Here is a 23,857-nt window from a genome sequence, read left to right on the forward strand (position 1 = left end):
TGGCCAAGTTTTTCTTATAGCAGGTGAAAAAGATGAAACAAAAAGCCCCCGTTCAAAAAAATGAATATTACAATGTCGTATTTGAAGATTTAACACACGAAGGAGCCGGCGTCGCCAAAGTCGACGGCTTCCCGATTTTCGTGCCGAACGCGCTCCCTGACGAAAAGGCGCAGATCAAAGTGACCCGGGTTAAAAAAGGCTTCGCCTTCGGCCGTCTCATCGATTTGAAAGAAGAAAGCCGCTTTCGCACGGACGCACCGTGCCCGATCTATAAGCAGTGCGGCGGCTGCCAGCTTCAGCACATCAACTACGAAGGCCAGCTTCTCTACAAGCAGAAGCAAGTCAAAGACGTGCTTGAGCGAATCGGCAAGCTCGATTTAAGCCGGATCACCGTCCACCCGACCCTCGGCATGGAAGACCCGTGGAACTACCGAAACAAAGCGCAGGTCCCTGTCGGCGAAAGAGAAGGCGGTCTGATCGCAGGCTTCTACCAGCAGCGCAGCCATGAAATCATCGACATGAACGAATGCCTGATCCAGCAGTCGGAAAACGACCGCGTCGTTCAGGCGATTAAAGAGATCTGCGGCAAATACGGCATCAAAGCGTACAACGAAGAACGCCACAAAGGCTGGCTCAGACACATCATGGTCAGATACGGCGCCGTCACAGGCGAAATGATGGTCGTCTTCATCACAAGGACAAACGACTTCCCGCACAAAGCGAAAATCGTCGAGGAGATCACCGCGGCATTCCCGCACGTCAAATCGATCGTCCAAAACATCAACCCGAAAAAAACAAACGTCATCTTCGGCGACGAAACAACCGTCATCTGGGGAGAAGAATACATTTACGACACCATCGGCGGCATCAAATTCGCCATCTCCGCCAGATCGTTCTACCAAGTCAACCCCCAGCAAACGAAAGTGCTCTACGACAAAGCGCTTGAATACGCCGAATTGAACGGCGAAGAAACAGTCATTGACGCCTACTGCGGCATCGGCACGATCTCGCTGTTTCTGGCGAAGCAGGCGAAAAAAGTATACGGCGTCGAAATTGTACCGGAAGCGATTGAGGACGCGAAGCGGAATGCCGAGTTGAACGGTATTGAGAACGCTGAGTTTGAAGTTGGCGAAGCTGAGGTCGTGATTCCGAAGTGGTATAAGGAAGGTATCAAGGCTGATACGCTTGTGGTTGACCCGCCGCGCAAAGGCTGCGATGAGGCATTGCTGCGGACGATTTTGGAGATGAAGCCGAAGCGTGTGGTTTATGTGTCTTGCAACCCGGGAACCTTGGCGCGCGATTTGCGGGTGCTTGAGGATGGCGGGTATGAGACGCTTGAAGTGCAGCCTGTTGATATGTTTCCGCATACTAGCCATGTGGAAGTGGTAGTGAAACTGGTTTTTAAAGGTACAGCTAGTTAAACTGTCCTAATAGTTGAATTTTTACAGAGCAAGATTGTGGTGGATGACAATCTCGCTTTCATCAGAGACTTTGATCTTGTCAATCATTCTCTGAAGAGTTTGTTTCATGTCTTGTTGATTTTTCTCATCAAGTTCTAAGAAGTTGTCAACAATTATTTTGAAAGCCAGGATATTCTTTTCCTGGTTCTTTTTTGCTCTATCTGAGATTTTAATTCCATTTTGCGATTTGCTAATGCAGCTGTGTTCTGAGATAGACTGACTTTTTACCTTGAATTGCTTGTTTGTAATGATACCTTCTGCATGCAGCGACATTAGACTATTAAATTGATTACTGAGCTTCTCTGCCTGGTTCTCTATGCTTTTAATCTTTTTAAGAATACAGACTGCTTCAATAATGCTTTTTCCCCTGCAATACCGTACAATTCGTCTATGTTGTTTGCACTTTTCATTAAACTTTGTATGTCATTCTTGACTAATTTTAATAGCTTCTTTTTTTCGATAATATGAGATGAATAGAAAGTGCTCGAATATTTGACATAAGTACCACATACATATGCGCCGTTTCTTCTGTCAGATTTAAAATGCATTCCAGAGCCACAGTCAGCGCAAACAGCAATATTCGCAAATAGACTTTCTCTACCGTTTGATTTTGCTTTTCACTTAGCTTTCATCAGAGCTTGGACCGCTTCAAAGTCTTCTCGAAAAATAATAGCTGGGTGAGCATTCTTTACGACAATATATCTTTCTGGATCTTTTTCGTACTTTATAAGTTTCAGACTTACCTAGGCACTTAGTCGCTTCTACATTGGACTAATTCTCCCGTATAGTTTGGATTCGTCAGAATTCGTTTAATTGTCTGTTGATGCCAACGTGTGCCTGCATTTTTACAGTTAGTGCTGCTCTAGGTGTTGGTACTTGTTGTCTCATAAAATGATTGACCTTTATTATAAAGATTGTTAAAAAATCATGTGTTGATATGTTTGATATGCAGGATTTTTCTTGTTCTACAATCGGGCAAGATTGTAGAATAACATCGAATGACTATTGATTAAATGAGATATATGTTAAGAGAATCTCAAATCGATCAGGGATGATTAATTAAAGGGTAAAGGAATTTATTCAGAAGCTGTCGAATTAAGTAAAATGAGCAAGCATAAGTCAACAGTTATTTTTAAAAAAATAATAGTAAAACTTTGTAAAAAATATCAAGCAGAAAATTTTGTGTTTAAAAGTCGATAAATGAGGGATTGAAATTGGCATTAAATTTATTGTTACATACAAAAAACGAAACGCATAGTGAAAATTTAGTTATTTTAATACATGGACTTGGTGCATCTGAGAGTACGTGGATTCAAAATGGGGTTTCTTGGATAGAGCTTTTACTAACAGATGATAAGTTTAATGACCAAGATGTAGCGGAAATAACTTATGATACTTCCCACTTAGCAAATGGTTTATTAGCTCTAATGGGAATCAAAAAACTTAAACTAGGTTGGTTTAAAAGTTTTACTGTTGGAAAAGGTCCCTTTACCACTATAGAAATTTTGGCTAGAGAGTTAAAAAGAGAAATCGACTCTAAAAAGATTAAGCAATATAAAAATGTATTGTTAATAGGTCATAGTATGGGTGGATTAGTAGCTATTAGATATATTCTTGAGGAAATTGAGAACAATCAAACTCATAATGTAAAAGGAATGATTAGTTTAGCTACACCGTATAATGGTTCATCGTTTGCTTTATATAGTCAATTAATAAAAAACATAAATAAGCATGCTCAAATTCCATCTTTAGAACCTAACAGCAGTTTTTTAGATGAAACGATAAGATTATGGCAAAAGCATTTAGAGACAATGAATTTAGATTTTAAATTTTTCTTTGGAACAGAGGATACTATTGTGCCAGAAAACAGCGCTATTCCACATATTGTTAGTTCAAAATGGACAGGAGGAATTCCTCTTCCAGGAGATCATAGTGGGATCCTGAAAGTAGAAAATCATAGTTCTATAAGTTACAGACATGTTAGTGAAGCAGTAAAAGAGATTTTTGAAAAAGATATTGTATTAAAAAAAAAGACAATAGATGAGCAAAGGAAGCTAACTTTGGCAAAATCTATTGCACGACTTAAGGCAAATGGTTTGGATAGAGATCAAGCTGTATATTTATTAGAAAATAAACAATATGATTTTGAATATTTGAAGCCAACTGACGAAAAGCGATTAGTAGTAATAGAAGGTGAGTTTGGACTAGGTAAATCTTTTGCTATTGATAAGATTTTTTTAGATTTGTTATTAAGAGCAGAGAATGAATTTGAATTTCCTATTCCTATAAGTATAAATGCTGCACAATTAGACATTGATGTTCAAAGGTTTCTAGAAAAAATAGTTCTTGATAAATCAAAAAGATACTGGATTATAGTAGATGGAATGGATGAGGTATCAGTATCAATAGCCTCAAATATATTGGAAAATATGCGTATAGCTAATGAAAGATGGGAAAACCTTCGCATAATCCTTACAAGCAGACCATTAAGTATTTTTGCTAATATCCCTGAAAAAGTAAGAATGAAAGGTTTGAGTGAAGAAGAAGCATTAGAGGTGGTAAATTTTATTAACAATCAAGAAAAGCTTTATCATTTTTACAATCTATCTAAAGACATAAAAGTAGTAATTCAACGTCCTCTTTTCGCGATTTTATTAGGATTATATTTAAGAAAGAAAAATAATTTAATCCCAACTACCAGTGGTGAACTATTATCATATTTAATAGAAAATGCATTAGGGAAAGTAGAAATAAATGAATCAAATACAAATCAGTTACTAATGAATTTGGCTATGCTAAGTACTAGCAGAGGCAATGTGCCTGTTAAAAAGTCTGAAATAGGTGATATTGTCGAAGTTAGGAATCTCTTAAACAGCGGTTTGATTATTGAAGAAAATGGTTACATATCATTTGTTCTTCCAATATTAAATCAATGGTTTGCTGCTAAGGCGTTATCTGGAAATATGATAAATATTAATCAAATAATTGTAAAGGGTATTTTAGATTACTGGAAATATCCTCTTATTATTTTAATCACAATATTTAAGGAAAATGCTATTGACAATATTATACACGAAATTGTAAAAAAGGAACCGGGGTTTGCTTCAGTACTAATAGAGGAAAGTATAAAAAAATGGGGAATTCATAATAATATAACCTCTTTATCAGCACAAGAATGTGGAGAAAAAATTAGAATGACTATGAGTGCTTGGGTAAAATCTTTAGACATCCTAGCTAATATTATCGCACCTGTTGATATACATTTAAATATTCTACCTATTGGAGTAATGAAAGTTGATGAATGGTTATATACATCTTGGTATAGGGGAAGAAAAAAACTGCCTGATATCAATATCCTAGATCGAACTAAGAATGAGTTTGACTGGCCAAGTTATAGAGGTGCTAGACCTGGTGATAGATCGAGTTGGTATTGGAAATGGACATTTGAGGAATTAAGGGATAATTTAACTAAAATAATAAAAAATAAGGCATTGCCCATTTGTACAGAAATAATATATAAAGAATTAATGTGGAGCACTACCTTAAAAATATTAAGGAAAGGCTCTTTATACACAAAGAGTATTTGTTTAAATGATATAAAATCTAGATTAGAAAAAGAATATCAAAATAAATCGGATATAAATGTAGATAAAAAACAAGTCCCAATGTCAATGTATAAGAACTACATTGCTGATTTAGAAAGAGAAGGTATCAAAGTTGTAGAATGTCCAATACCCGGAGGGGATATTGAAAATCCTAAAGACAATTGGGTATGGAGTGTCTACTCCGATGAACAGCTTTATTTAAGAACTTTGAAAATTTACCATGAAGTTATTATTGGATATAAAGAGATAGTTGAAACATTCTTCCCAGTTTTAAAAAATAGGTTAAGGAAATATGTACTTTATCCTTTTACTCTAAAAGGAGATTTTGAAGCACCTAAAGAAACAAAGGGATACTCTGGGGGACCAGGTTTAAATTGGCATTTAGAGCCTTTGCCGTTAGATCATACAGATTTTATTTTGGATATCCAAATGACAACAAAAGATTCAGATGATTTTTTTCTTGATGATAATAATCTCTATGAGATTGGCAAAAAAATTAAAGAATATCGCCCAGATGATTGTATGTGGTTAGGTGTAACTCGTACTGAACAAGTATTGGATATATTTAGAGACACACCTATAACTGACATAATATATAAATGGCTTGAAAGTGATTTAAAAAAGATAAATTGGATTAGTTAAAAGAATCCTACCTTGAATTTATTGAAGATTATTGTGCTGATAATGATGTACAATATATTATTAGTTTAATAGATCCAGATGTGTCTTTAGATAAATTGAATAAACAAGATATTGTATGTAACTTGAACAAAATGATGATGGATCAGGATCTTTGTTCGTATTTAAGTATTAATAATGAATGGCTTTATAAAAAAATCACCTTAATATATAATAATGTGAAGGGTATAGGTACTGGTAATATCTCTAGCCTAGCAGTTGCCGATGAAGAGCGGTCACTGAATATGCTACGGCCATTGGGGTAATTACTTTTTTATCTCACCATCATGATCACAATAGAAATAAACCACCTTTAAGCATAAGCTAAATCTGGTGGTTTATTTTATTTATGTATAATAAAAAATAATGGCAAGTGCTACTCCAAGTTTTATTGTTTTGTATTCACTGTCAACTCAACACATGTGGAGTGTGTGGCTGTACTCGTCAAAAAAGATAAATAAAAATTTAAAAACATAAGCCTCTCCAACCTAGGAGAGGCTTATAATGTTATATGAATGTTCCATTTCTTGCATAAAGTCCTACTGAATAAAGAGGTGTATCAAAATAGAACATAAAATCTTGAACCAACTAACGATTAATGAACAAATGAAGCGCGTTTTATCAACATATCAACAAGCAAAAAATGAGGAGTTTAAGAGGCACCCTTTGTCACGCCTTATTTGTCATGAAATAAAGGATAATCTTTTTAAAGTTGTTGACTTAGATCCTAATATATATCATGTAGCAGTTTCTGTTGGAATTGGCCGTTGGGCTGAGATTCCTTGGGTTTCAATTTTTATAAAGAACTTAACGACTTCGGCGACAAGGGGCTACTATATTGTTTACTTATTTAGTGCAGATGGAAGCGGTGTTTATGTTAGTTTGAATCAAGGATGGACCTACTTTAAAGAAAAGCATGGAACAAAAATAGGTAGGGACAAAATCCAAAAAACAGCTTTTATTATTAGAGAAATACTAAATACCATACCTCAAAATATGAATCTTTCAAATATCGATTTAAAGGGTGAAGGTGATCTTGCGAGGGGATATGAGTTAGGACATGTATGTGGTCGTTTTTATGATGTAAGGAATTTTCCGAGTTCAGAAGACATTATAAGCGATTTACAAGCCTTATTAGTTACATACAAAGAAATAGAAGGTCTTATTGGACATCGATCGATAGAACAGTTTAATGATTTTATTCTGTTGCAGGAAGACGGCCAATTTTTAGAAGACCGGGTTAACGAAGAGGAATATCAGATAGCGGCTCAAACCTTCATCATATCTGAGAATTCGAATATCGGATATGAAATCAATCAAAAGAGAACGTCCGCAACCTATCATTAGTCAAGGTGGTCAAAGGCAATGGACAAGAAATGCAAGTCTTGCCTCAAAAGCTATGAGGCTTTCAAACTATACATGTGAAATTGATTATTCCCACAAAACTTTTATCTCTAAATCTACCAACAAGCACTATGTTGAATGTCATCATCTTGTCCCTATCGCCAAGCAAGAGGGATTCAAATATGACTTAGATCAACTGGCAAACTTGGTAAGCCTATGTCCACACTGTCATCGTCTTATTCATTATGGTCAAGATGAGGAGAAGGAAAAACTGTTGAAAAAATTGTATGATCAGCGTAAGGATCACTTAAAAAAGGTAGGAATTGAAATTACTTTTTCAGAACTTAAACGAATATATGAAATATCGAATATTTAGATTAAAGCTTTGGTCAAGCGTACCAAGGATTTTTGCTGTTTAACCTAATTGACAAAAGGCTATTACAGATCATTTTAATAATAGATTAACAGGGGTTAGGCATGAGCAAGGTCGCTTTAGAGGTGTTGCGGGGGGTTGAACGAATTCCATTTGGCAATTAAAAAGCATATATATTGAACAGACGAAGTTAATGTTTTTCGAGAAGAAAGAAAATTAGAATGTGCTCGTTACTTCTCGTGCTTGATGAACTGTGTCGGATAATGCTTTGCTGCGAACGATGATTGAGATAAAGCCGAAGCGTGCAGATTATGTGTCTTGTAACCCTGTAACCTTGGCGCGCAATTTGCGGGTGCTTAAAGATCTTCATGATCGCTATTAGAAATAAATCGTAGGCCATTCGACCAAGAAATTTCCTTCTTACCAAAAAACCAAAATAAATGTTGACGCTTTCATAAAACCGATATATACTTTAATCAAATCCAATATTGATAAATTAGACATGTGACTGGTCATGCAGGCAGGATCTAAAACCGATAAATTTTTTAATTTGTCGGTTTAGGTCCTTTTTTTATTGCCTAAATATAGGTCTCATGTTTCAGAAAAGGGGGAGAAACAATGAATTACACACAAACAGCAAGCGACGTATTGCAGCATGTAGGCGGTAAAGAGAATATTGCCCACTTGGAGCATTGTTCGACACGACTCCGTTTTACGCTGATTGATCAAAACAAGGCGGATGTACCGGCACTTGAGAAAATACCAGGTGTCATCGCTGTCCGTATGTCGGGCCAATGCCAGGTTGTAATTGGAAACGATGTCATTGAAGTCTATGAGAAATTGACCGGCCTTCTCGGCGGGGCGCTTTCTGGACAAAATGGGTCTTCCCATCAGCCGAAGGAAAAGCGAAAAGCGGGGACTGTACTATTAGACTTCATTGTTGGTGTTTTTCAACCGCTTGTTCCCGCCATTGCGGGTGGAGGGATTTTAAAATCGTTTCTCCTCCTCTTCTCGTTATTCGGATTAATGGATGCCAAAGGGCAAACGTATCAAATTTTAAATATGGTTGGTGATGCGCCGCTTTACTTCCTGCCATTGCTGGTAGCCGTGACGACAGCCAATAAATTAAAAGTGAATCCGCTTGTTGCATTATCGGCAGTCGGCGCTCTTATTCTGCCAAACATGGCGGCTATGCTGACAGAAGGCGCTCAATTATTTTCATTTGATGTGAAAAATATTGCGTATGCCTATCAGGTGTTTCCGGCGATTTTATCTGTCCTGTTGTATGCACAGGTGGAAAAATGGTTTACTCGTATTTCGCCAAAACCCATTCGTATCTTCTTCGTACCGATGATGTCTTTGGTTATGACAGTTCCGATCACTCTCCTGTTGCTGGGACCAATCGGTTTTACAGCAGGGCAAGGCTTCACAGCACTCATCCTTGCTATGTTTGACAAAGTGGGCTGGGTTGCGGTTGCGATCTTGGCAGCAGTCCTTCCATTTATGGTCGCATCAGGGATGCACAAAGCGATGGTGCCGTACGCTGTAACAACAATGGGCAATCTCGGAAAAGAAGCACTCTACTTGCCTGCGTCACTTGCACACAATCTCGCTGAAAGCGGAGCGTGTTTCGCAATTGCCCTTCGCACAAAAGATAAAGTGCTTCGTTCAACTGCCATTTCTGCAGGGATTTCCGCATTCTTTGGCATTACCGAACCAGCATTATACGGGGTGACACTGCAAAATAAACGTGTGCTTAGCAGTGTCATGATCGGTTCTTTCATCGGCGGAATCTTCATTGGACTTGTCGGACTTCAAGCGTTTGTTCTTGTTGGACCTGGTCTTGCAAGTATGTCGATGTTTATATCTGACGAGCTTCCACGCAACTTCATGTTTGCAGTTATCGGTTTTGCCATCTCATTTGTTGTTGCTTTTGCTGCCGCCTTTATTTTAGGAAAAGATCGAAAGACAGAAGAAACGGAAAAAGAAGCAGAGCAAGGTGTTTTCGCTGAAAAACTTGGCGCAGATGAGACATTCAAAAGTCCAGTCATCGGTCAAATGATTTCACTATCTGATGTAGAAGATGACATATTTTCTTCAAAGGTAATGGGAGAAGGAATTGCCATTATTCCTTCAAAGGGTGAACTATATGCACCGGTAGATGGCGAGATTTCACTTCTCTTTGAAACAAATCATGCGCTCGGCATGAAAACAGCAAACGGAGTTGAGGTTCTTTTCCATATTGGGATTGACACCGTTCAGCTAGAGGGCAAGTTCTTTAAACCATTGGTGCAAGCAGGAGACAAAGTCAAAGCAGGTGATCTGCTCATTCAATTTGACCTAGAAAAAATTAAAGAAGCAGGTTATGATCCAGTTACACTAGCAGTTATTACGAATACGGATCAATATGATATAAAAGTAACGCAATTAAAAGAGGTCAATCGTCAAGATACGTTGATGGTTGTTACACAATTAGGAGGGTAATCATGATGACAAAGACAAAAGGATTTCCAAAAGGTTTTTTATGGGGCGGTGCGATTGCCGCAAACCAAGCAGAAGGAGCTTGGAATGTTGATGGAAAAGGACCGTCTGTTGCAGATATTGCCATGTACCGTTCGAATTTGAGTGTAGAAGATTACGAAGGACACCTTGCTGTTACTTCTGAAAACATTGAACGCGCAATGAAAGACCCGGACGTAAAAAAATATCCGAAGCGCAGAGGCATTGACTTTTATCATCACTATAAAGAAGATTTGGCTCTTTTTGCAGAAATGGGTTTTAAAACATTGCGTATATCGATTGCATGGAGCCGAATTTTCCCGACAGGGGAAGAAGCTGAGCCGAACGAGAAAGGTCTTCAGTTTTATGACCGTCTGTTTCAAGAAATGAAAAAACATAACATTGAACCGATCGTGACTCTGTCACATTATGAAATGCCATTAGCACTTAGTGTGAAATACAACGGATGGGTTGAAAGAAAAGTGATCGACCTCTTTGTGAAGTTCGCCAATGTGTGTTTTGAACGCTATAAAGATGTTGTGAAATATTGGCTTACCTTTAATGAAATTGACAGTATACATCGCCATTCTTTCATTACAGCGGGAATCATTCCTGACCGCTGTCCAGAGGGGAAGGTAGAAGAAACCGTTTATCAAGCATTGCACCATCAATTTGTGGCATCCGCTCTTGTGACTGCAGATTGTCATCGCATCATTCCCGGAAGTCAAGTGGGATGTATGCTAACGAAACTTACGACTTACCCGCACACTTGTCATCCGAATGATGTCGAACGCGCACTGAAGCAAAACCTTGATAACTATTTCTATGCAGATGTTCAAGTGTTTGGCGAATATCCGCCATTGATCAAACGCATGCTGGAACGAAAAAATATCAATATTAAGATGGAAGCGGACGATCTTGCCATTTTGAAAGAACATACGGTAGACTTCGTTTCATTTAGCTACTATATGTCCCTGACAGAATCTGCACAAGAAGGGCTGGAAAAAACAGATGGCAATACGATTCGCGGTGTGAAAAACCCTTATTTGCCTTCAACAGATTGGGGTTGGCAAATCGATCCGGTCGGTTTAAAAATTTCGCTCATTGAATTGTATGATCGCTATCAAAAACCTCTCATTATTGTGGAGAACGGCATGGGTGCGAAAGATGTTGTTGAAAGCGATGGATCGATCCATGATGATTATCGTATTAACTATTTCAGAGAACATTTCCGTCAGATGAAAGAAGCCATTGAAGAAGGTGTAGATCTCTTCGGATATACCAGCTGGGGATCCATTGACATTATTAGTGCGGGAACATCTCAAATGTCCAAACGATATGGATTTATCCATGTTGATCAAGATGACGATGGCAACGGGACATTGAAGCGCTCACGTAAAGATTCATTCTACTGGTATAAGAAAGTGATCGAGTCAAATGGAGAAGTATTAGACTAAAAAACCGCATTCATGAAAAGGTGATGGCGATGTTTAAAATAAAAAAGGTTTTAAACTCGAGTGTGGTACTGGCTGAAGATCAGAACCGACAGGAGATGGTTTTATGCGGCAGAGGCATCGGTTACGGACGAAAACCTGGGCATATGATTGAAGAAAAACAAGCTGATCAAGTGTTTATGCCAGTAGACAATATGAAGGCAAAAGAATTTCTTCAACTGTTGGATTCAATACCGCAAGAATTTATTGAATTGACACAGCAAATTGTTCATTATGCAGAAGAAAAATTAAAAACAAAGCTAAATTCCGGCGTTTACTTCACATTAATGGATCACTTAAATTTTGCAGTAGAGCGTTATAAAAAGAACATCAATATTACGAATCGCGTCTACTGGGAAATTAAAAACTACTATACAGAAGAGTTTGAGGCAGGGAATTATGCACTGCAGCTCATCAATGAAAAACTAGGGATCCAATTACCGAAAGAGGAAGCGGCAAATATTGCGTTCCACTTAATTAATGCATTAGGTGAAGAAACAGAATCAAAAAATGGAATGAAGTATGCAAAAATGATCGGGAGCATTGTCAATCTTGTCCGGTACACATTAAATATGAAATGGGATCAAGAAAATATCCATTACAGCCGATTTATCACACACGTTAAATTTTTTGTTGAAAGATTTTACGCTGATAAATTGCTGGCAGATCAGGAGAATGAATTGTTTGAGCAAATTGCAAATTTATATCCGCAAGCAATGGATGTAGCTTTCAAAATCAAAGATTATATCAAACAGGTACACGGAATCGTCATTCCGAACGATGAACTAACATACTTGGGAGTCCATATTCATCGCTTGATTTCTTATCAGCAATTAAAATAAATGAAGAACCACTTGCCTTTGTGGAAGGCGAGTGGTTTCTTGTTTTTGAAAAAGAAGGAGCATTTCTGTTTATAGGCCAGATGAGTTGATTGATCTATACCAACAGTTAAAATTGACAACAAAAGGCTTTTTCAATTGTTGACAAAAACATATCACTAATTGACAAAAGGTCATTACAAAAATTTACACATGTGATAAGATCATTTTACAGATAGAGAACAATCTTAAAGAGAAAGAGGGGGTTCGGCATGAGCAAGGTCGCTTCAGAAGTGGTTGCGGGGGTGTTGAACGAATTCCATTTGGCAATTAAAAAGCATGATATTGAGCAGGCAAAGCATCTTTTTGAAGAGGCGAAGTCGATGTTTTCCGAGATGGAAGAGGATCAGAATGTGCTGGCTTATTTTTCGCTTCTTGAGGAGCGGTATCGGATGATGCTTTATGATGCGAGGGGAGAGCGGCTGCCGCGGGAGTCTTACTTTAATGATTCGCAAATCGAGTGCATCGAGCAGACGGATCATATGATCGATTACTATTTCTACTTTTTTGAGGCGATGCATGAAGCGTACAACAAGAATGTTGAGCGGGCGATCAGCCTGTACAAGGTTGCCGAAAAAAAACTGGCGAAGGTGCCCGATCAGATGGAAGCGGCCGAGTTTTATTTTAAAGTGTCATGGCTGTATATGTCTCTCCGGCAAAATGCGGTTTCTCTCAATTATGCGAGAGACGCGATGAATATTTACAAAATGCATGACGGGTACGAAAAAAAGCTGGCGATATCCCAGGTTGTGATGGGGACAAATTACATGCAGATGCAGCGCTTTAAAGATGCGGAGAAGTATTTCGAAGAATCGATTGAAATTTCCAAAAAGATCGACGATTCGTTTTTAGAGGCGATGCTTCATCACAATATCAGCATTCTGTATTCCAATTCCGGCCGGTCTCAGGAATGCATTCTCGCCGTCCAGCATGCGTTGAGCAACCCCGAATGGTGCGAGTCAAGCTACTATATCAACTCGCTTTACATGCTGATCAGAGAGTTTTTCAAAATCGGCGAAACAGAAGCGGCCCTGTTCTATTATAAAAAAGGACAGGAGGAATTAAAGAAAAACGGGAATAAGCATTATGAAAAGAAAATAAATATTATGTATGAGCTTTATTGCCATGAAAACGTTAAAAGCATCAAAGACGACATCGATTCCTTGGACGCGATGAATGATTTAGACGGTGTCTGTGACCTTTCATTGCTCATCTCAAGCTATTTTGAGAAAAAAGGAGATTTCAAGGAAGCGCTGGAATTTGTTAAAATATTCATGAAAGCCGAAAACAAAATGAGATCATTAGGGAGTGAGGTATTGTCATGAAAAAATTGATTCTTTGCTTATCGTTAACTGCTATGGTCTTAGGCGGAGCTGCTTTATCCCAAAGCCACAATCAGGCGTCAGGCGGCGTTCAAACAGCTGAGCTGCCGGTTGGAGGTTAATATTTGCTGAAGTCCTTTTACAGGCTTCTTTTTTAAAGCCATGAAATGGGGTGCGATTACAGTGAATCTACAAGAGCATGAAATATAAAAACCTTCCAAATTCGCGAGAGGCCCTCCAATCGTTTAAAACATATTTAAACATTAAAATTGGAGGGGGATACTATGAATGACAAAACATTTCTTTCATATTTAAAACACGCAGATAAGCCTTTCAGCGGCTGGGATTTTTCTTTCATTGACGATACGGGAAGAATGAAAAGCGACCTGCTTTCATGGTCATACGGAAGCATGGCTCTGTCTCTTATTCAAGATTCCAAATCCATGCTCGATATGGGGACAGGCGGCGGAGAGTTTTTATCGAAATTGGGGCCGTTTCCTTCGTCAGCATACGCTACTGAATGCTATTTGCCCAATGTGCCAGTTGCAAAGGAACGATTGACGCCTTTAGGGGTTCAGGTCGTCCAAATTGATGATGATGAAGATCTTCCATTTGAATCCGGCCAATTTGACCTGGTCATCAATAAACACGAGTCATATTCAGCACAAGAGGTGAGGAGAATCCTTTCAAAAGGAGGACTGTTTCTCACTCAGCAAGTCGGCGGGCATGATTGCGAAGAAATCAATGAAAAACTTGGTGTGCCGCTAAATGAAGAATTTAAGGACTGGAACTTGGAAAAAGCGTTAAAAGAAATAGAAAAACATGATTTTAAGGTTTTGAAAAGCAGGGAAGAGTGTCCGACTCAAAGGTTTTATGATATTGGGGCTCTGGTCTATTACTTAAAAGCCATTCCCTGGCAGGCGCCCGGTTTTGAAGTGGATCAATACACGGATGAATTGTACGCGATTCATAAAATGATTGAAGAAAAGGGTTATTTTGATGTCACACAGTACCGGTTTATCATTTTAGCGGAAGCGATTTAGAGTTTGATCAAAGATTTGCCTAAGAAGGGTGTCTCATATTATATGATGACATCCTTTTTTATTTTCCTATATTTTTGTAAAGCCAGTTATTTATCCATATATTCATTTAGGATATAATTGTTACTACTTAATGTTATTACCAGTATCATGTTTTTTTACACATCAGGAGGAAAAGCGATGGCATCCCAAACTGTAACCAAGTATTTTCGCGATAGTGTCGCTGCGAAACTAAAAATCAACTTTAAAAACAGTCGTTTTATGATTTCAGATTTGAATAGCCTTATACAAGGAAAGATAGACAGTAAGTACTACGCGGTACTTTCAGACCACAAAAATGTCTCCGGTAAACTCGATGTTATCGTTGTGGCAAAGACGATCAAGACGAAATTCGACGTGCAGCAAAGGGTTGAGACAAATATTGAAGATATGACCGGCATTCTTTATATCCCGGCAGTTTTGACTGCCAATGGTATGTTGTTGCCTTCAGAAGACAAATATCCATGGATTCCGAGAGAGCATCTTCATCCAATCATTGACGAAGAGCTTGCGATCGGCTATGTCAATGACTTTGATGAATATATGAGCAACAATTATCAGAGGTTGGAAAGCAACCTCACTTGGAAAAGCTATTTTGAGTTTGCAAAAGATATGTATGAGTCAGTTACAGAAACCGAAATAACTTCAAATACAGTTAAAGAAATAGAATTAGAGAAAAATGTTTATATCTTTAAGGATGATTCCATCAATGCAACCAGAAATATATTAAAGTTATATGATCACCTTTTATCCAGCCAGCCGAATCATCTGCAGCTTTATCAAAATTTTATCAACCAAAAATTCACTTCTTTATCGCCGCTTATTCCAAACCGGATGTCAGAAATGCAGAAGCATGTCGGACAAATGGGCGGGGAATATCCTTTGTCGCCATCGCAAAGGGAGTGCCTGAACCATTTCAACAATATGGAAGATGGAGAAATTCTTGCAGTCAACGGTCCGCCGGGTACGGGGAAAACGACGTTATTGCAGTCGCTCGTTGCCAATCTTTATGTCGAACGAGCATTAAAAAAGGAAGATCCTCCTGTCATTGTCGCTTCATCAACAAACAATCAGGCAGTAACCAATATTATTGAATCATTCGGAAAGATTAAACCAAAATGGGAAAACAATCATTTAGAGCAGCGATGGATCGAAGGAGTCGACAGCTTTGCTGTTTATTTTCCGTCCGGCAGCAAGGAGAAAGAGGCGCAAGAAAAAGGATTTCAATATACGAACCCTCGGGGAGAAAACTTTTTTGACGAAGTTGAAAGCAACGAGAACATTGAGCGATCAACCGAAAAGATGCTCAAAGAATGCAGTCGATATTTTGAAACAAACCATACTGATATTAAGCAATGTGAGCAAACGATTTCAAATCGGTTAACAGCGCTTGAAGAAATCAGACAAAAAGTTTTATCCTTATTCTCCGAATATGATCAAATAGCTCCCAAAGGCGTTTCTTTAGATACATACATGACGCAATTGACCGAGGAAAAAACCGAGTGGGAAAGCACGTTTCAATCGATACAACAAAGAATAAAAGAGTGGCAGACGCACTTTTCAAACTTGCCGTTCTTTGTTCGCTTATTCAAGTTTCTGCCGTTCTTCAAGAGCAAATTAGTCAGTCGTGTCAGATATTTTATTCAGCCGGATGAAGAATTTATTGATGAGTCAATGAATCTCGATAAAATTCTCTCTCTGTATAGCGAAAAAGCAAAAGAGACGAGAGAAAAAATAAAGCAGATCGATGCGACATACCAACAAGTCAGCAAATTGAACACAAAATATAAACAATTAATGGTGGAACTTATATCACTGAACATTCTTGAGAAATATCCTGGTTCATTTTCTTCTTTAGATAAGGCGAATGAATTTTTAGATACAACCATAAAATACGCCTCTTTTTGGCTAGCAGTTCATTACTATGAGTGCAGATGGCTTTTAGAGAAAAGACTGTCGGAAAAACAAAGAGGCACAAATTTCGATAATGTGTTAAATCAGTTTTATACAAATTTAAGTATGTTGACCCCTTGTTTTGTGATGACTTTTTATCAGCTTCCGCGAATGCTGCTGGCCTATAACAATGGGAAGGAGCATTTTCTCTACAATTATATTGATTTACTAATCGTAGATGAAGCAGGACAGGTGACTCCTGAGATTGCGGCATGTTCATTTTCGCTTGCGAAACGGGCAGTTGTTGTCGGAGATGTTTATCAGATTGAACCGGTGTGGAATATCAACGAAACATTGGATATTTCATTAGCTCTTTCAAATGATGTTATTACTTCGATCGAACAGTTTGAGAAGCTTCGCGAACTCGGCTTGAATACGTCAGAATCTAGTGTGATGAGGGTAGCGTGCAAAAGCTGTAAATACGAAAAACATCAGCAACGCGGTTTGTTTTTGAGCGAACATAGGCGCTGTTATGATGAAATTATTGAATACTGCAACAATCTGGTGTATAGAGGAAAACTTGAGCCAATGAGAGGTAAAGCGGCAGAGGATAAGAAAAATCCGCTTGTTCAATTATCGATTCCACCTCTTGGTCATATACAGGTTGACTCATACCAGTCAAGCAAAAAAGCGGGCAGCCGATATAATGAAATAGAGGCAAGGGCCATCGCCACATGGATCAATGAGCAATTCTACAACATCCGAAATGCATATCATGAAGATGATCCAAAAAGTCTCATTGGCATTATCACCCCTTTTAAAATGCAAGTCGGCATCATCAAGCGTGCGCTATCACCCGATGTTAAACCGTTTATCGACGTAGGAACGGTCCATACCTTTCAAGGCGGCGAAAGAAAGGTCATCATCATGTCGACGGTGTACGGGAAAAATGACGGCTGCTTTTTTATAGACGCCAATAAAAGCCTTCTAAACGTCGCGGTTTCAAGGGCAAAGGACAGCTTCCTTGTCATGGGTGATATGAATTGTTTATCAGACAGCGCGAATAAACCGAGCGGATTGTTGAAGAGGATGCTTTTAGAAAATGACGTTGTTCATTCTTAATGAAGGTAAGGAGCGCAGCCATGAATCTCTTTCAATTACACCATCAAGATATGAAAGAAATCCGGGAAATACCGTTTGAGAAAGAAAAAGACATACAGCACCTATGTGAAAAAAATTTAAAGCAATTATTAGGCCTCAAGTTCATTGCCTCTGAGTTTCGAGTCGCCGGATTTCGGATTGATACGCTAGCATTTGATGACCAGACACAATCGTTTGTTATTATTGAATATAAAAACAAGAAATATTCAAGTGTAATAGATCAAGGCTATGCTTATCTGTCCATCATGCTTAATAATAAAGCTGACTTTATTCTTGAATATAATGAAAATCAAGAGAAGCTTTTAAAAAGGAACAGTGTCGATTGGTCGCAATCAAGGGTCATCTTTATTTCGCCTGAGTTTACTACACACCAAAAGGAATCCATTAATTTTAGAGATTTGCCGATGGAATTGTGGGAAATCAAAAGGTATGAAAATGACCTGCTACAAATGAATCCTATCAGACCAAATGGGGCATCAGGGTCGATAAACACAATTTCGAATCAAAGTGAAGCAATTGAACAAGTGAGCAGGGAAATCAAAGTTTTCACAGAAGAAGATCATCTAGTCCGTAAGCCTGATGAGGTGATTGATCTATACCAGCAGTTAAAAAGAAGAGATTTTAAATGTGGGTGACAACATATCTGTCAAAGCAACAAAGCTGTATATCACATTTACTGTTCATAAGCGTAACATGGTAGACGTTCTTCTCTTAAAAAAGGGCTTAAAAATTTGGATAAATGCCAAAAGAGGCGAGTTAGATGATCCCATGGATTTATTTAGGGATGTCGCAAACACCGGCCACTGGGGGAACGGTGATTATGAAATTCAAATCGATGATGAAAAACATATCGAATATATCGTTGATTTGGTTAAACAAGTTTATGAGAAAAATAAAGTTTAAGAGCCTTTTCCATATAAAAAGGCTTTTTTCTAATGTGAAACCATTCTTTGCCTGACAACTGATCGATTAAAAGATGAAACGAGCGTGCAGCATCCATTAGAAAATTTTCGTTTTCGTAAGCAACGCCCATTCCATTGAAAAAAGATGCCCCCGGGTCCGGACATCCTTTCCGGTTTTTTGGGAGATAAGCAGATTTAAATTATTCGAGTTTGCAAATGGTATTTTTCGTTTTTCTGTATGTAAACAGTACGCCGCCTATCGTTATGATTCCCCCGGCAAGTGATAGGAAAGCGGGAATTTCGCCTATCCATACCCATGATATGAAAAGTGTTGCGGCTGGCGTTAAATAAAGCGAAATCGCGGCCTCTGAAGATCCTCTGTACGAGGTGATATAAGCAAGCGCAAAATATGGGACAACTGTAGGGAGCAATCCTAAATAAACAACACTTGCAGTAGATTGAATGGAAGCATGAGAAAGCTCTTCGAATAGCCCGGGCAAAAAGAACAGCATGGGGATGGTTCCTCCCCAAATCGCGTATGAAACAAAAGGGATAAAACCGTATTTTTGAATGTAGCGCTCTTGAAAAACGAAATAGATGCTTTCACATATCGCGGCCAGTAAAATGAACAACACCCCAGCCGCCGTGTTTTCAAAGTTTCCGACGCCGAGTGATATAAGCATGACGCCTAAAAAGCTGATCCCTGATCCGAGCCATTTCGCTGCACCAAATCGTTCTGCGAAAAACAGCCTCGCTAACAATGCTGAAAAAATAGGCGTTGTCGTGACCAGGAGGCTTGCCATTCCGGCGCTGACCGTTTCCTCGCCTTGATTGAGCAATGTGTGGTAAGCGGAAAATCCTAAAAAACCGAGCAGCAAAATGATGGGGATGTCCTTTGCTTCCGGCAGGCGCATCCGGACGGCAGCAGCCAGCAATATTAGAGCCGAAGAACCTGACAGCAGCCGAAGCAATGTGAGGTGCTGAGGCGTATAATCCTCCAGCCCGACTCGAATCCCCGGAAAAGCCGAAGCCCAAAAGCCGATCATCAGGCAGTATGACAACATGATGTACATCCTCTGTTTCTTCATCATTTTTCAATCTCCTTTTTAAAAAAACCAACCGGTTTAAATGTGTGTATCCATCTTAATGGACGTTTGGTAAAATGGCTTCAACCAGTTTTGAGAATATAAACCCAACCACTTATCGATAAAAGGAGATCCATTTATGCCCCGCGCGCCAAAATACAAACAAATCATTCAATTTATAAAAGAGAAGATTGCAAATGGAGAATGGCCGATCGGCACCAAAATTCCGAGTCAGCGTTCATTGGCCAAACATTTCGCTGTGAACAGAAGCACGGTGATTACAGCTTTGGAAGAATTAATAGCCGATGGATTAATAGAAGGCAGAATGGGGAAAGGCACGATCGTTATAAACAATACATGGACATTGTTGGCCAAACATTCGACCCCTGATTGGGATAAATACGTGGCAGCCGGATTCCAGCAGCCCAGCCGGAAAACGGTTCAGGAGATTAATCAATCTGAATCGAATTCAACATTGATACAGCTCAGCAAAGGCGAACTTTCAAATGAATTGTTTCCGCTGGACATTATGAAGGAGATGATGGAGAAGGTTGCTCATAACATGGATGCCTTTGGGTATGAGGAGCCAAAAGGTTATCTTCCTTTAAGAGAGGCGTTGAGCAGCTATTTACAAACGGTCGGCATCCATGCTTCCCCGTCTTCCATCTTAATCGTTTCTGGCGCGCTGCAAGCATTGCAGTTAATCGCAATGGGGCTTTTGCAAAGCGGATCAACCGTTTTTCTTGATCAGCCGTCTTACCTTTATTCGCTGCATGTCTTTCAATCTGCGGGAATGAGGATGGCCGGATTGCAAATGGATGAAGAAGGCCTCATGCCAGAAAGCATCAAGATGACGCCAAACATGCGGACGAGAGCCATTTTGTACACCAACCCTTGTTTTCAAAATCCGACCGGAGTGTTAATGTCCAAAAAGCGGAGGGAAGAGATTCTGGCTTTCAGCGAACAACAGCACCTGCCTATCATTGAAGATGATATATACCGCGAATTATGGATTGATGCACCGCCGCCTGCTCCAATGAAAGCGATGGACAAAAACGGCCGCGTCTTATACATTGGCAGTTTTTCGAAAACGTTGAGCCCGGGATTAAGAATCGGCTGGATCGTCGGCCCGGAGCCGGTCATTGAACGTTTATCAGATATTAAAATGCAGACGGACTACGGCTCGAGTTCACTGTCTCAGAGAGTCGCAGCCGAATGGCTGACATCTGGGCTTTACCAGAAACATTTGGAAAACGTGAGAGAACAACTAAAAATAAGAAGAAGCTTTGTGTTGCATGTGTTAGAAACAGAGTTGGAAGGACTCGCGGAATGGAGCGTTCCAGCAGGCGGCTTCTTTATTTGGCTGAAGATATTGCCGCCGGTATCGATGAAAACTCTTTATGCCAAAGCACTTTCAAAAGGAATTCTCTTTAATTCTGGGGCCATATACGGGCAGGGAAGGGGCGATTACATGAGGCTGTCATATGCATTTGCTTCCTGTGAAGACCTGAAGAAAGGGATTACGCAATTAAGCGGACTGATTAAAATGCTGTCTGGTTGATGTGCAAGAGTTGAAAATATTTATTCTTATTTTTGTTAAACTTAAAAAGGATTTTAAATACATTATGACAGGAGAAAACTCATGCGGAACCAAATGTCGGTTTATTTTTCTCTGGCTCTCGCCATGGCGATCGTCGGGAGTTCGGTTGTTGTCGGCAAGCTGATGGTGAAGACGATTCCGGTGTTTTTGTCGTCTGGCATTCGTTTTTTTATCGCGGCTGCCGTTTTAATGATCTTGCTTTTTTGGATTGAGAAAGGCATTCCCGCTCTATCGAAAAAAGATGTCTTTGTTCTTTTGCTGCAGTCTTTTACGGGTGTCTTTCTGTTCAGCATCTGCATGCTTTACGGGGTTAAGCTGACGACGGGGATGGAGAGCGGCATTATTACGAGCACGACGCCGATGGCTGTCGGTGTTTTGGCTTTCTTTTTATTAAAAGAAAAAATAGAAAAAAGAATGGCTGCCGGCATCGTACTTGCGGTTATCGGCGTGATGGCGATCAATCTGTTCGGGGCCGGCGGCGAAGCGGGGAGCCCTTATACCTTGATGGGAAATCTGTTAATCGCGGCCGCGGTGATCGGTGAAGCGATGTTTACGCTAATGGCAAAATTATTGTCGCCTCATATTTCCGCATTGGCGATTTCGGCGTTTGTTTCGTTGTTCGGTTTTTTGTTTTTTCTGCCGTTTGCGGTCATTGAGGCTGTCTCGTTTGATTTTAGCGGGCCCGGGCTTCTTGATTGGTCATATGTCCTTTATTACGCGCTGATTGTTACGGTGCTTGCTTTTTACTTATGGTACAACGGCGTGACGAAAGTGCCGGCGAGCGTTTCCGGGATTTTCACTTCGGTTCTCCCCGTATCGGCCGTTGTGCTCTCAGGCGTCATTTTGAAGGAACAATTCACACTGGTTCATTTGACTGGAATCGTGTTTGTAATTGCAGGAATTTTCATTACTGTTTTGAAAAAAGAGCAGAAGAAAGACAGCGGAAAACTCGCATCTTAAGACGGATTTCCAAAAAAATGTCGTAAATTCGATGCATCAATTTGATGAAATCGCCCTGCCCTGCGGTATAATAGATTTTGTGAATGAAAGATTCAATGTTGAAAGAGAGTGGTTACATCATGGGCCGTAAATGGAACAATATAAAAGAGAAGAAAGCGTCCAAGGATGCGAATACGAGCCGAATCTACGCCAAGTTCGGCCGCGAAATCTATGTGGCGGCAAAGCAGGGAGAGCCCGACCCCGAACTGAATCAGAACCTGAAATTCGTGCTAGAGCGCGCCAAAACATACAATGTCCCGAAAGCGATTATTGAGCGGGCGATTGAAAAAGCGAAGGGCGGTTCTGAAGAAAATTATGACGAACTGCGCTATGAAGGCTTCGGGCCGAACGGAGCGATGGTGATCGTTGACGCGTTGACAAACAACGTCAACCGCACGGCTGCCGATGTGCGCTCCACATTTGGCAAAAACGGCGGAAACATGGGTGTGAGCGGATCTGTCGCTTACATGTTTGATCCGACGGCCGTCATCGGCTTTGAAGGCAAAACGGCTGATGAGACGCTCGAATTATTGATGGAAGCGGATATTGATGTCCGTGATATTTTAGAAGAAGACGATGCGGTGATCGTCTATGCCGAGCCCGATCAGTTCCACGCCGTACAGGAGGCGCTGCAAACCGCCGGCATCACAGAGTTCACGGTGGCCGAGCTGACCATGCTCGCGCAAAATGACGTCGCCCTTCCTGAGGATACGCGCGCGCAGTTTGAAAAACTGATTGACGCGCTGGAAGATTTGGAAGACGTTCAGCAAGTTTACCATAATGTCGATTTAGGGGCGTAAAAAGAAATCGTGAAGTAAAAAGATAGATGAACAGGCGAAAGTCTGTTTTGTCTATCTTTTTTTATTTGTAAAGTTAACTTGACACCTGATTTTTTGTTAAGTATACTTTACGTATAGTAAACTTTACATTCCGATGGAGGAAAGATGAAAACGTTAATAAAGGAAAAGCGCACTTCGCTGAACATGACACAAGAAGAACTGGCTAAAAGGCTCGATGTGTCAAGGCAAACGGTGATTTCCCTTGAAAAGGGGAAGTATAAACCTTCACTTGTTCTGGCGCATAAACTGGCTCAAATTTTTGAATGTCTGATTGAAGATTTATTTATTTTTGAGGGGGATGAAAATATTGACTGAAACGATGACAAACACACTGATCGCTTTAGCAGGTTTAGGAATAGGCGTGCTCGGGATCGTAATTATATACAGTGTGAACAAACGGATTGGAAAAAAAGAGAGGCTGTTCGATGAACGCCAGCAGAAAATTAATTATCAGGCTAAGGCGCTCTCCTGGAACATTACAATGGCGGCTATTTTAATGGCCTGGACATTGGCAATTATTTTCCAAGGGATTTCCTTTTCATTTTTCTTAATAACAGGTTTATATATCCTGCAATGTTTATCAATGCTGATCACAACCGTTTACCTTGCGCAGAAAAACTAAGATGGTGCTGTTCCCCTTTGTATCC

Annotated in this window: 19 protein-coding genes and 3 pseudogenes; 18 read left to right on the forward strand and 4 right to left on the reverse strand. The window is 39.8% G+C overall.

Annotation, left to right across the window (positions count from 1 at the left end; all coding sequences use genetic code 11):
- Nucleotides 1–32: 32 nt before the first annotated feature.
- A complete protein-coding gene (rlmD, locus tag MHB72_RS03885; protein ID WP_216921213.1) occupies nt 33–1,421 on the forward strand; it encodes a 23S rRNA (uracil(1939)-C(5))-methyltransferase RlmD in 1,389 nt (462 codons plus the stop codon).
- Nucleotides 1,422–1,774: 353 nt separating this feature from the next.
- On the opposite strand, the gene MHB72_RS22805 is transcribed toward rlmD, so the two are convergent.
- The 3 genes and pseudogenes from MHB72_RS22805 to MHB72_RS22815 all read right to left on the reverse strand — a co-directional run.
- Nucleotides 1,775–2,038, reverse strand: coding sequence for a recombinase zinc beta ribbon domain-containing protein (locus MHB72_RS22805; RefSeq protein WP_367304835.1), 264 nt, complete (start codon nt 2,036–2,038; stop codon nt 1,775–1,777).
- 39 nt (nt 2,039–2,077) lie between these two features.
- Nucleotides 2,078–2,197: a recombinase family protein gene (locus MHB72_RS22810; RefSeq protein WP_216921488.1), complete on the reverse strand. Its 120-nt coding sequence runs from the start codon at nt 2,195–2,197 to the stop codon at nt 2,078–2,080.
- Nucleotides 2,198–2,211: 14 nt separating this feature from the next.
- Nucleotides 2,212–2,292: pseudogene (locus MHB72_RS22815) on the reverse strand (recombinase family protein); the annotation flags it as partial.
- A gap of 382 nt (nt 2,293–2,674) precedes the next feature.
- Between MHB72_RS22815 and MHB72_RS03890 the strand changes: the two are divergent.
- The 12 genes and pseudogenes from MHB72_RS03890 to MHB72_RS03940 all read left to right on the forward strand — a co-directional run bounded on the left by MHB72_RS03890 (nt 2,675) and on the right by MHB72_RS03940 (nt 18,688).
- Nucleotides 2,675–5,707 (forward strand): alpha/beta fold hydrolase, encoded by a 3,033-nt coding sequence (locus MHB72_RS03890; protein WP_216921211.1) that lies wholly within the window; start codon nt 2,675–2,677, stop codon nt 5,705–5,707.
- A 642-nt stretch (nt 5,708–6,349) separates the two neighbouring features.
- A pseudogene (locus MHB72_RS03895) lies at nt 6,350–7,463 on the forward strand (MrcB family domain-containing protein).
- A 256-nt stretch (nt 7,464–7,719) separates the two neighbouring features.
- Nucleotides 7,720–7,824: pseudogene (locus MHB72_RS22820) on the forward strand (hypothetical protein); the annotation flags it as partial.
- Between the two features lie 254 nt (nt 7,825–8,078).
- Nucleotides 8,079–9,944, forward strand: coding sequence for a beta-glucoside-specific PTS transporter subunit IIABC (locus tag MHB72_RS03900; RefSeq protein WP_216921209.1), 1,866 nt, complete (start codon nt 8,079–8,081; stop codon nt 9,942–9,944).
- 5 nt (nt 9,945–9,949) lie between these two features.
- Nucleotides 9,950–11,416 carry a glycoside hydrolase family 1 protein gene (locus MHB72_RS03905; protein ID WP_145625451.1) on the forward strand — a complete coding sequence of 489 codons (1,467 nt, stop codon included), beginning with the start codon at nt 9,950–9,952 and terminating at the stop codon, nt 11,414–11,416.
- Nucleotides 11,417–11,445: 29 nt separating this feature from the next.
- Nucleotides 11,446–12,294, forward strand: a complete 849-nt coding sequence (locus MHB72_RS03910) for a PRD domain-containing protein (protein ID WP_095292935.1) — start codon at nt 11,446–11,448, stop codon at nt 12,292–12,294.
- A 248-nt stretch (nt 12,295–12,542) separates the two neighbouring features.
- Entirely contained in the window at nt 12,543–13,655 is a 1,113-nt protein-coding gene (locus MHB72_RS03915) for a Rap family tetratricopeptide repeat protein (protein ID WP_216921206.1), read from the forward strand.
- Nucleotides 13,652–13,774 carry a PhrK family phosphatase-inhibitory pheromone gene (locus MHB72_RS03920; RefSeq protein WP_011197633.1) on the forward strand — a complete coding sequence of 41 codons (123 nt, stop codon included), beginning with the start codon at nt 13,652–13,654 and terminating at the stop codon, nt 13,772–13,774. The genes MHB72_RS03915 and MHB72_RS03920 overlap by 4 nt, the downstream gene beginning before the upstream one ends.
- A gap of 162 nt (nt 13,775–13,936) precedes the next feature.
- On the forward strand, nt 13,937–14,695 hold the full coding sequence (locus MHB72_RS03925; RefSeq protein ID WP_039073293.1) for a class I SAM-dependent methyltransferase: 759 nt from the start codon (nt 13,937–13,939) through the stop codon (nt 14,693–14,695).
- Between the two features lie 177 nt (nt 14,696–14,872).
- Entirely contained in the window at nt 14,873–17,746 is a 2,874-nt protein-coding gene (locus tag MHB72_RS03930) for a DEAD/DEAH box helicase family protein (RefSeq protein WP_216921203.1), read from the forward strand.
- 20 nt (nt 17,747–17,766) lie between these two features.
- Nucleotides 17,767–18,420 carry a hypothetical protein gene (locus MHB72_RS03935; RefSeq protein ID WP_254122232.1) on the forward strand — a complete coding sequence of 218 codons (654 nt, stop codon included), beginning with the start codon at nt 17,767–17,769 and terminating at the stop codon, nt 18,418–18,420.
- A complete protein-coding gene (locus MHB72_RS03940) occupies nt 18,413–18,688 on the forward strand; it encodes a DUF5655 domain-containing protein (protein ID WP_268461749.1) in 276 nt (91 codons plus the stop codon). The genes MHB72_RS03935 and MHB72_RS03940 overlap by 8 nt, the downstream gene beginning before the upstream one ends.
- Nucleotides 18,689–18,887: 199 nt before the next feature.
- Here the strand turns inward: MHB72_RS03940 and MHB72_RS03945 are convergent, their stop codons facing one another.
- Nucleotides 18,888–19,775: a DMT family transporter gene (locus MHB72_RS03945; RefSeq protein WP_145645325.1), complete on the reverse strand. Its 888-nt coding sequence runs from the start codon at nt 19,773–19,775 to the stop codon at nt 18,888–18,890.
- A gap of 136 nt (nt 19,776–19,911) precedes the next feature.
- Here MHB72_RS03945 and pdxR point away from each other — a divergent pair, with 136 nt between their 5' ends.
- The 5 genes from pdxR (at nt 19,912) to MHB72_RS03970 (ending at nt 23,832) form a co-directional block, all read left to right on the forward strand.
- A complete protein-coding gene (gene pdxR / locus MHB72_RS03950) occupies nt 19,912–21,333 on the forward strand; it encodes a MocR-like pyridoxine biosynthesis transcription factor PdxR (RefSeq protein WP_216921201.1) in 1,422 nt (473 codons plus the stop codon).
- Nucleotides 21,334–21,414: 81 nt separating this feature from the next.
- Nucleotides 21,415–22,332 (forward strand): DMT family transporter, encoded by a 918-nt coding sequence (locus MHB72_RS03955; RefSeq protein WP_216921200.1) that lies wholly within the window; start codon nt 21,415–21,417, stop codon nt 22,330–22,332.
- 119 nt (nt 22,333–22,451) lie between these two features.
- Entirely contained in the window at nt 22,452–23,171 is a 720-nt protein-coding gene (locus MHB72_RS03960) for a YebC/PmpR family DNA-binding transcriptional regulator (RefSeq protein ID WP_216921199.1), read from the forward strand.
- Nucleotides 23,172–23,315: 144 nt separating this feature from the next.
- Complete coding sequence (locus MHB72_RS03965) at nt 23,316–23,525, forward strand: helix-turn-helix transcriptional regulator (RefSeq protein WP_020450493.1); 210 nt, start codon at nt 23,316–23,318, stop codon at nt 23,523–23,525.
- On the forward strand, nt 23,509–23,832 hold the full coding sequence (locus MHB72_RS03970) for a DUF2178 domain-containing protein (RefSeq protein ID WP_223254874.1): 324 nt from the start codon (nt 23,509–23,511) through the stop codon (nt 23,830–23,832). The genes MHB72_RS03965 and MHB72_RS03970 overlap by 17 nt, the downstream gene beginning before the upstream one ends.
- The last annotated feature ends 25 nt before the right edge of the window (nt 23,833–23,857 follow it).

Origin of the sequence: Bacillus sp. FSL K6-1284, from assembly GCF_038002625.1 — a bacterium.
Lineage (GTDB): Bacteria > Bacillota > Bacilli > Bacillales > Bacillaceae > Bacillus > Bacillus paralicheniformis.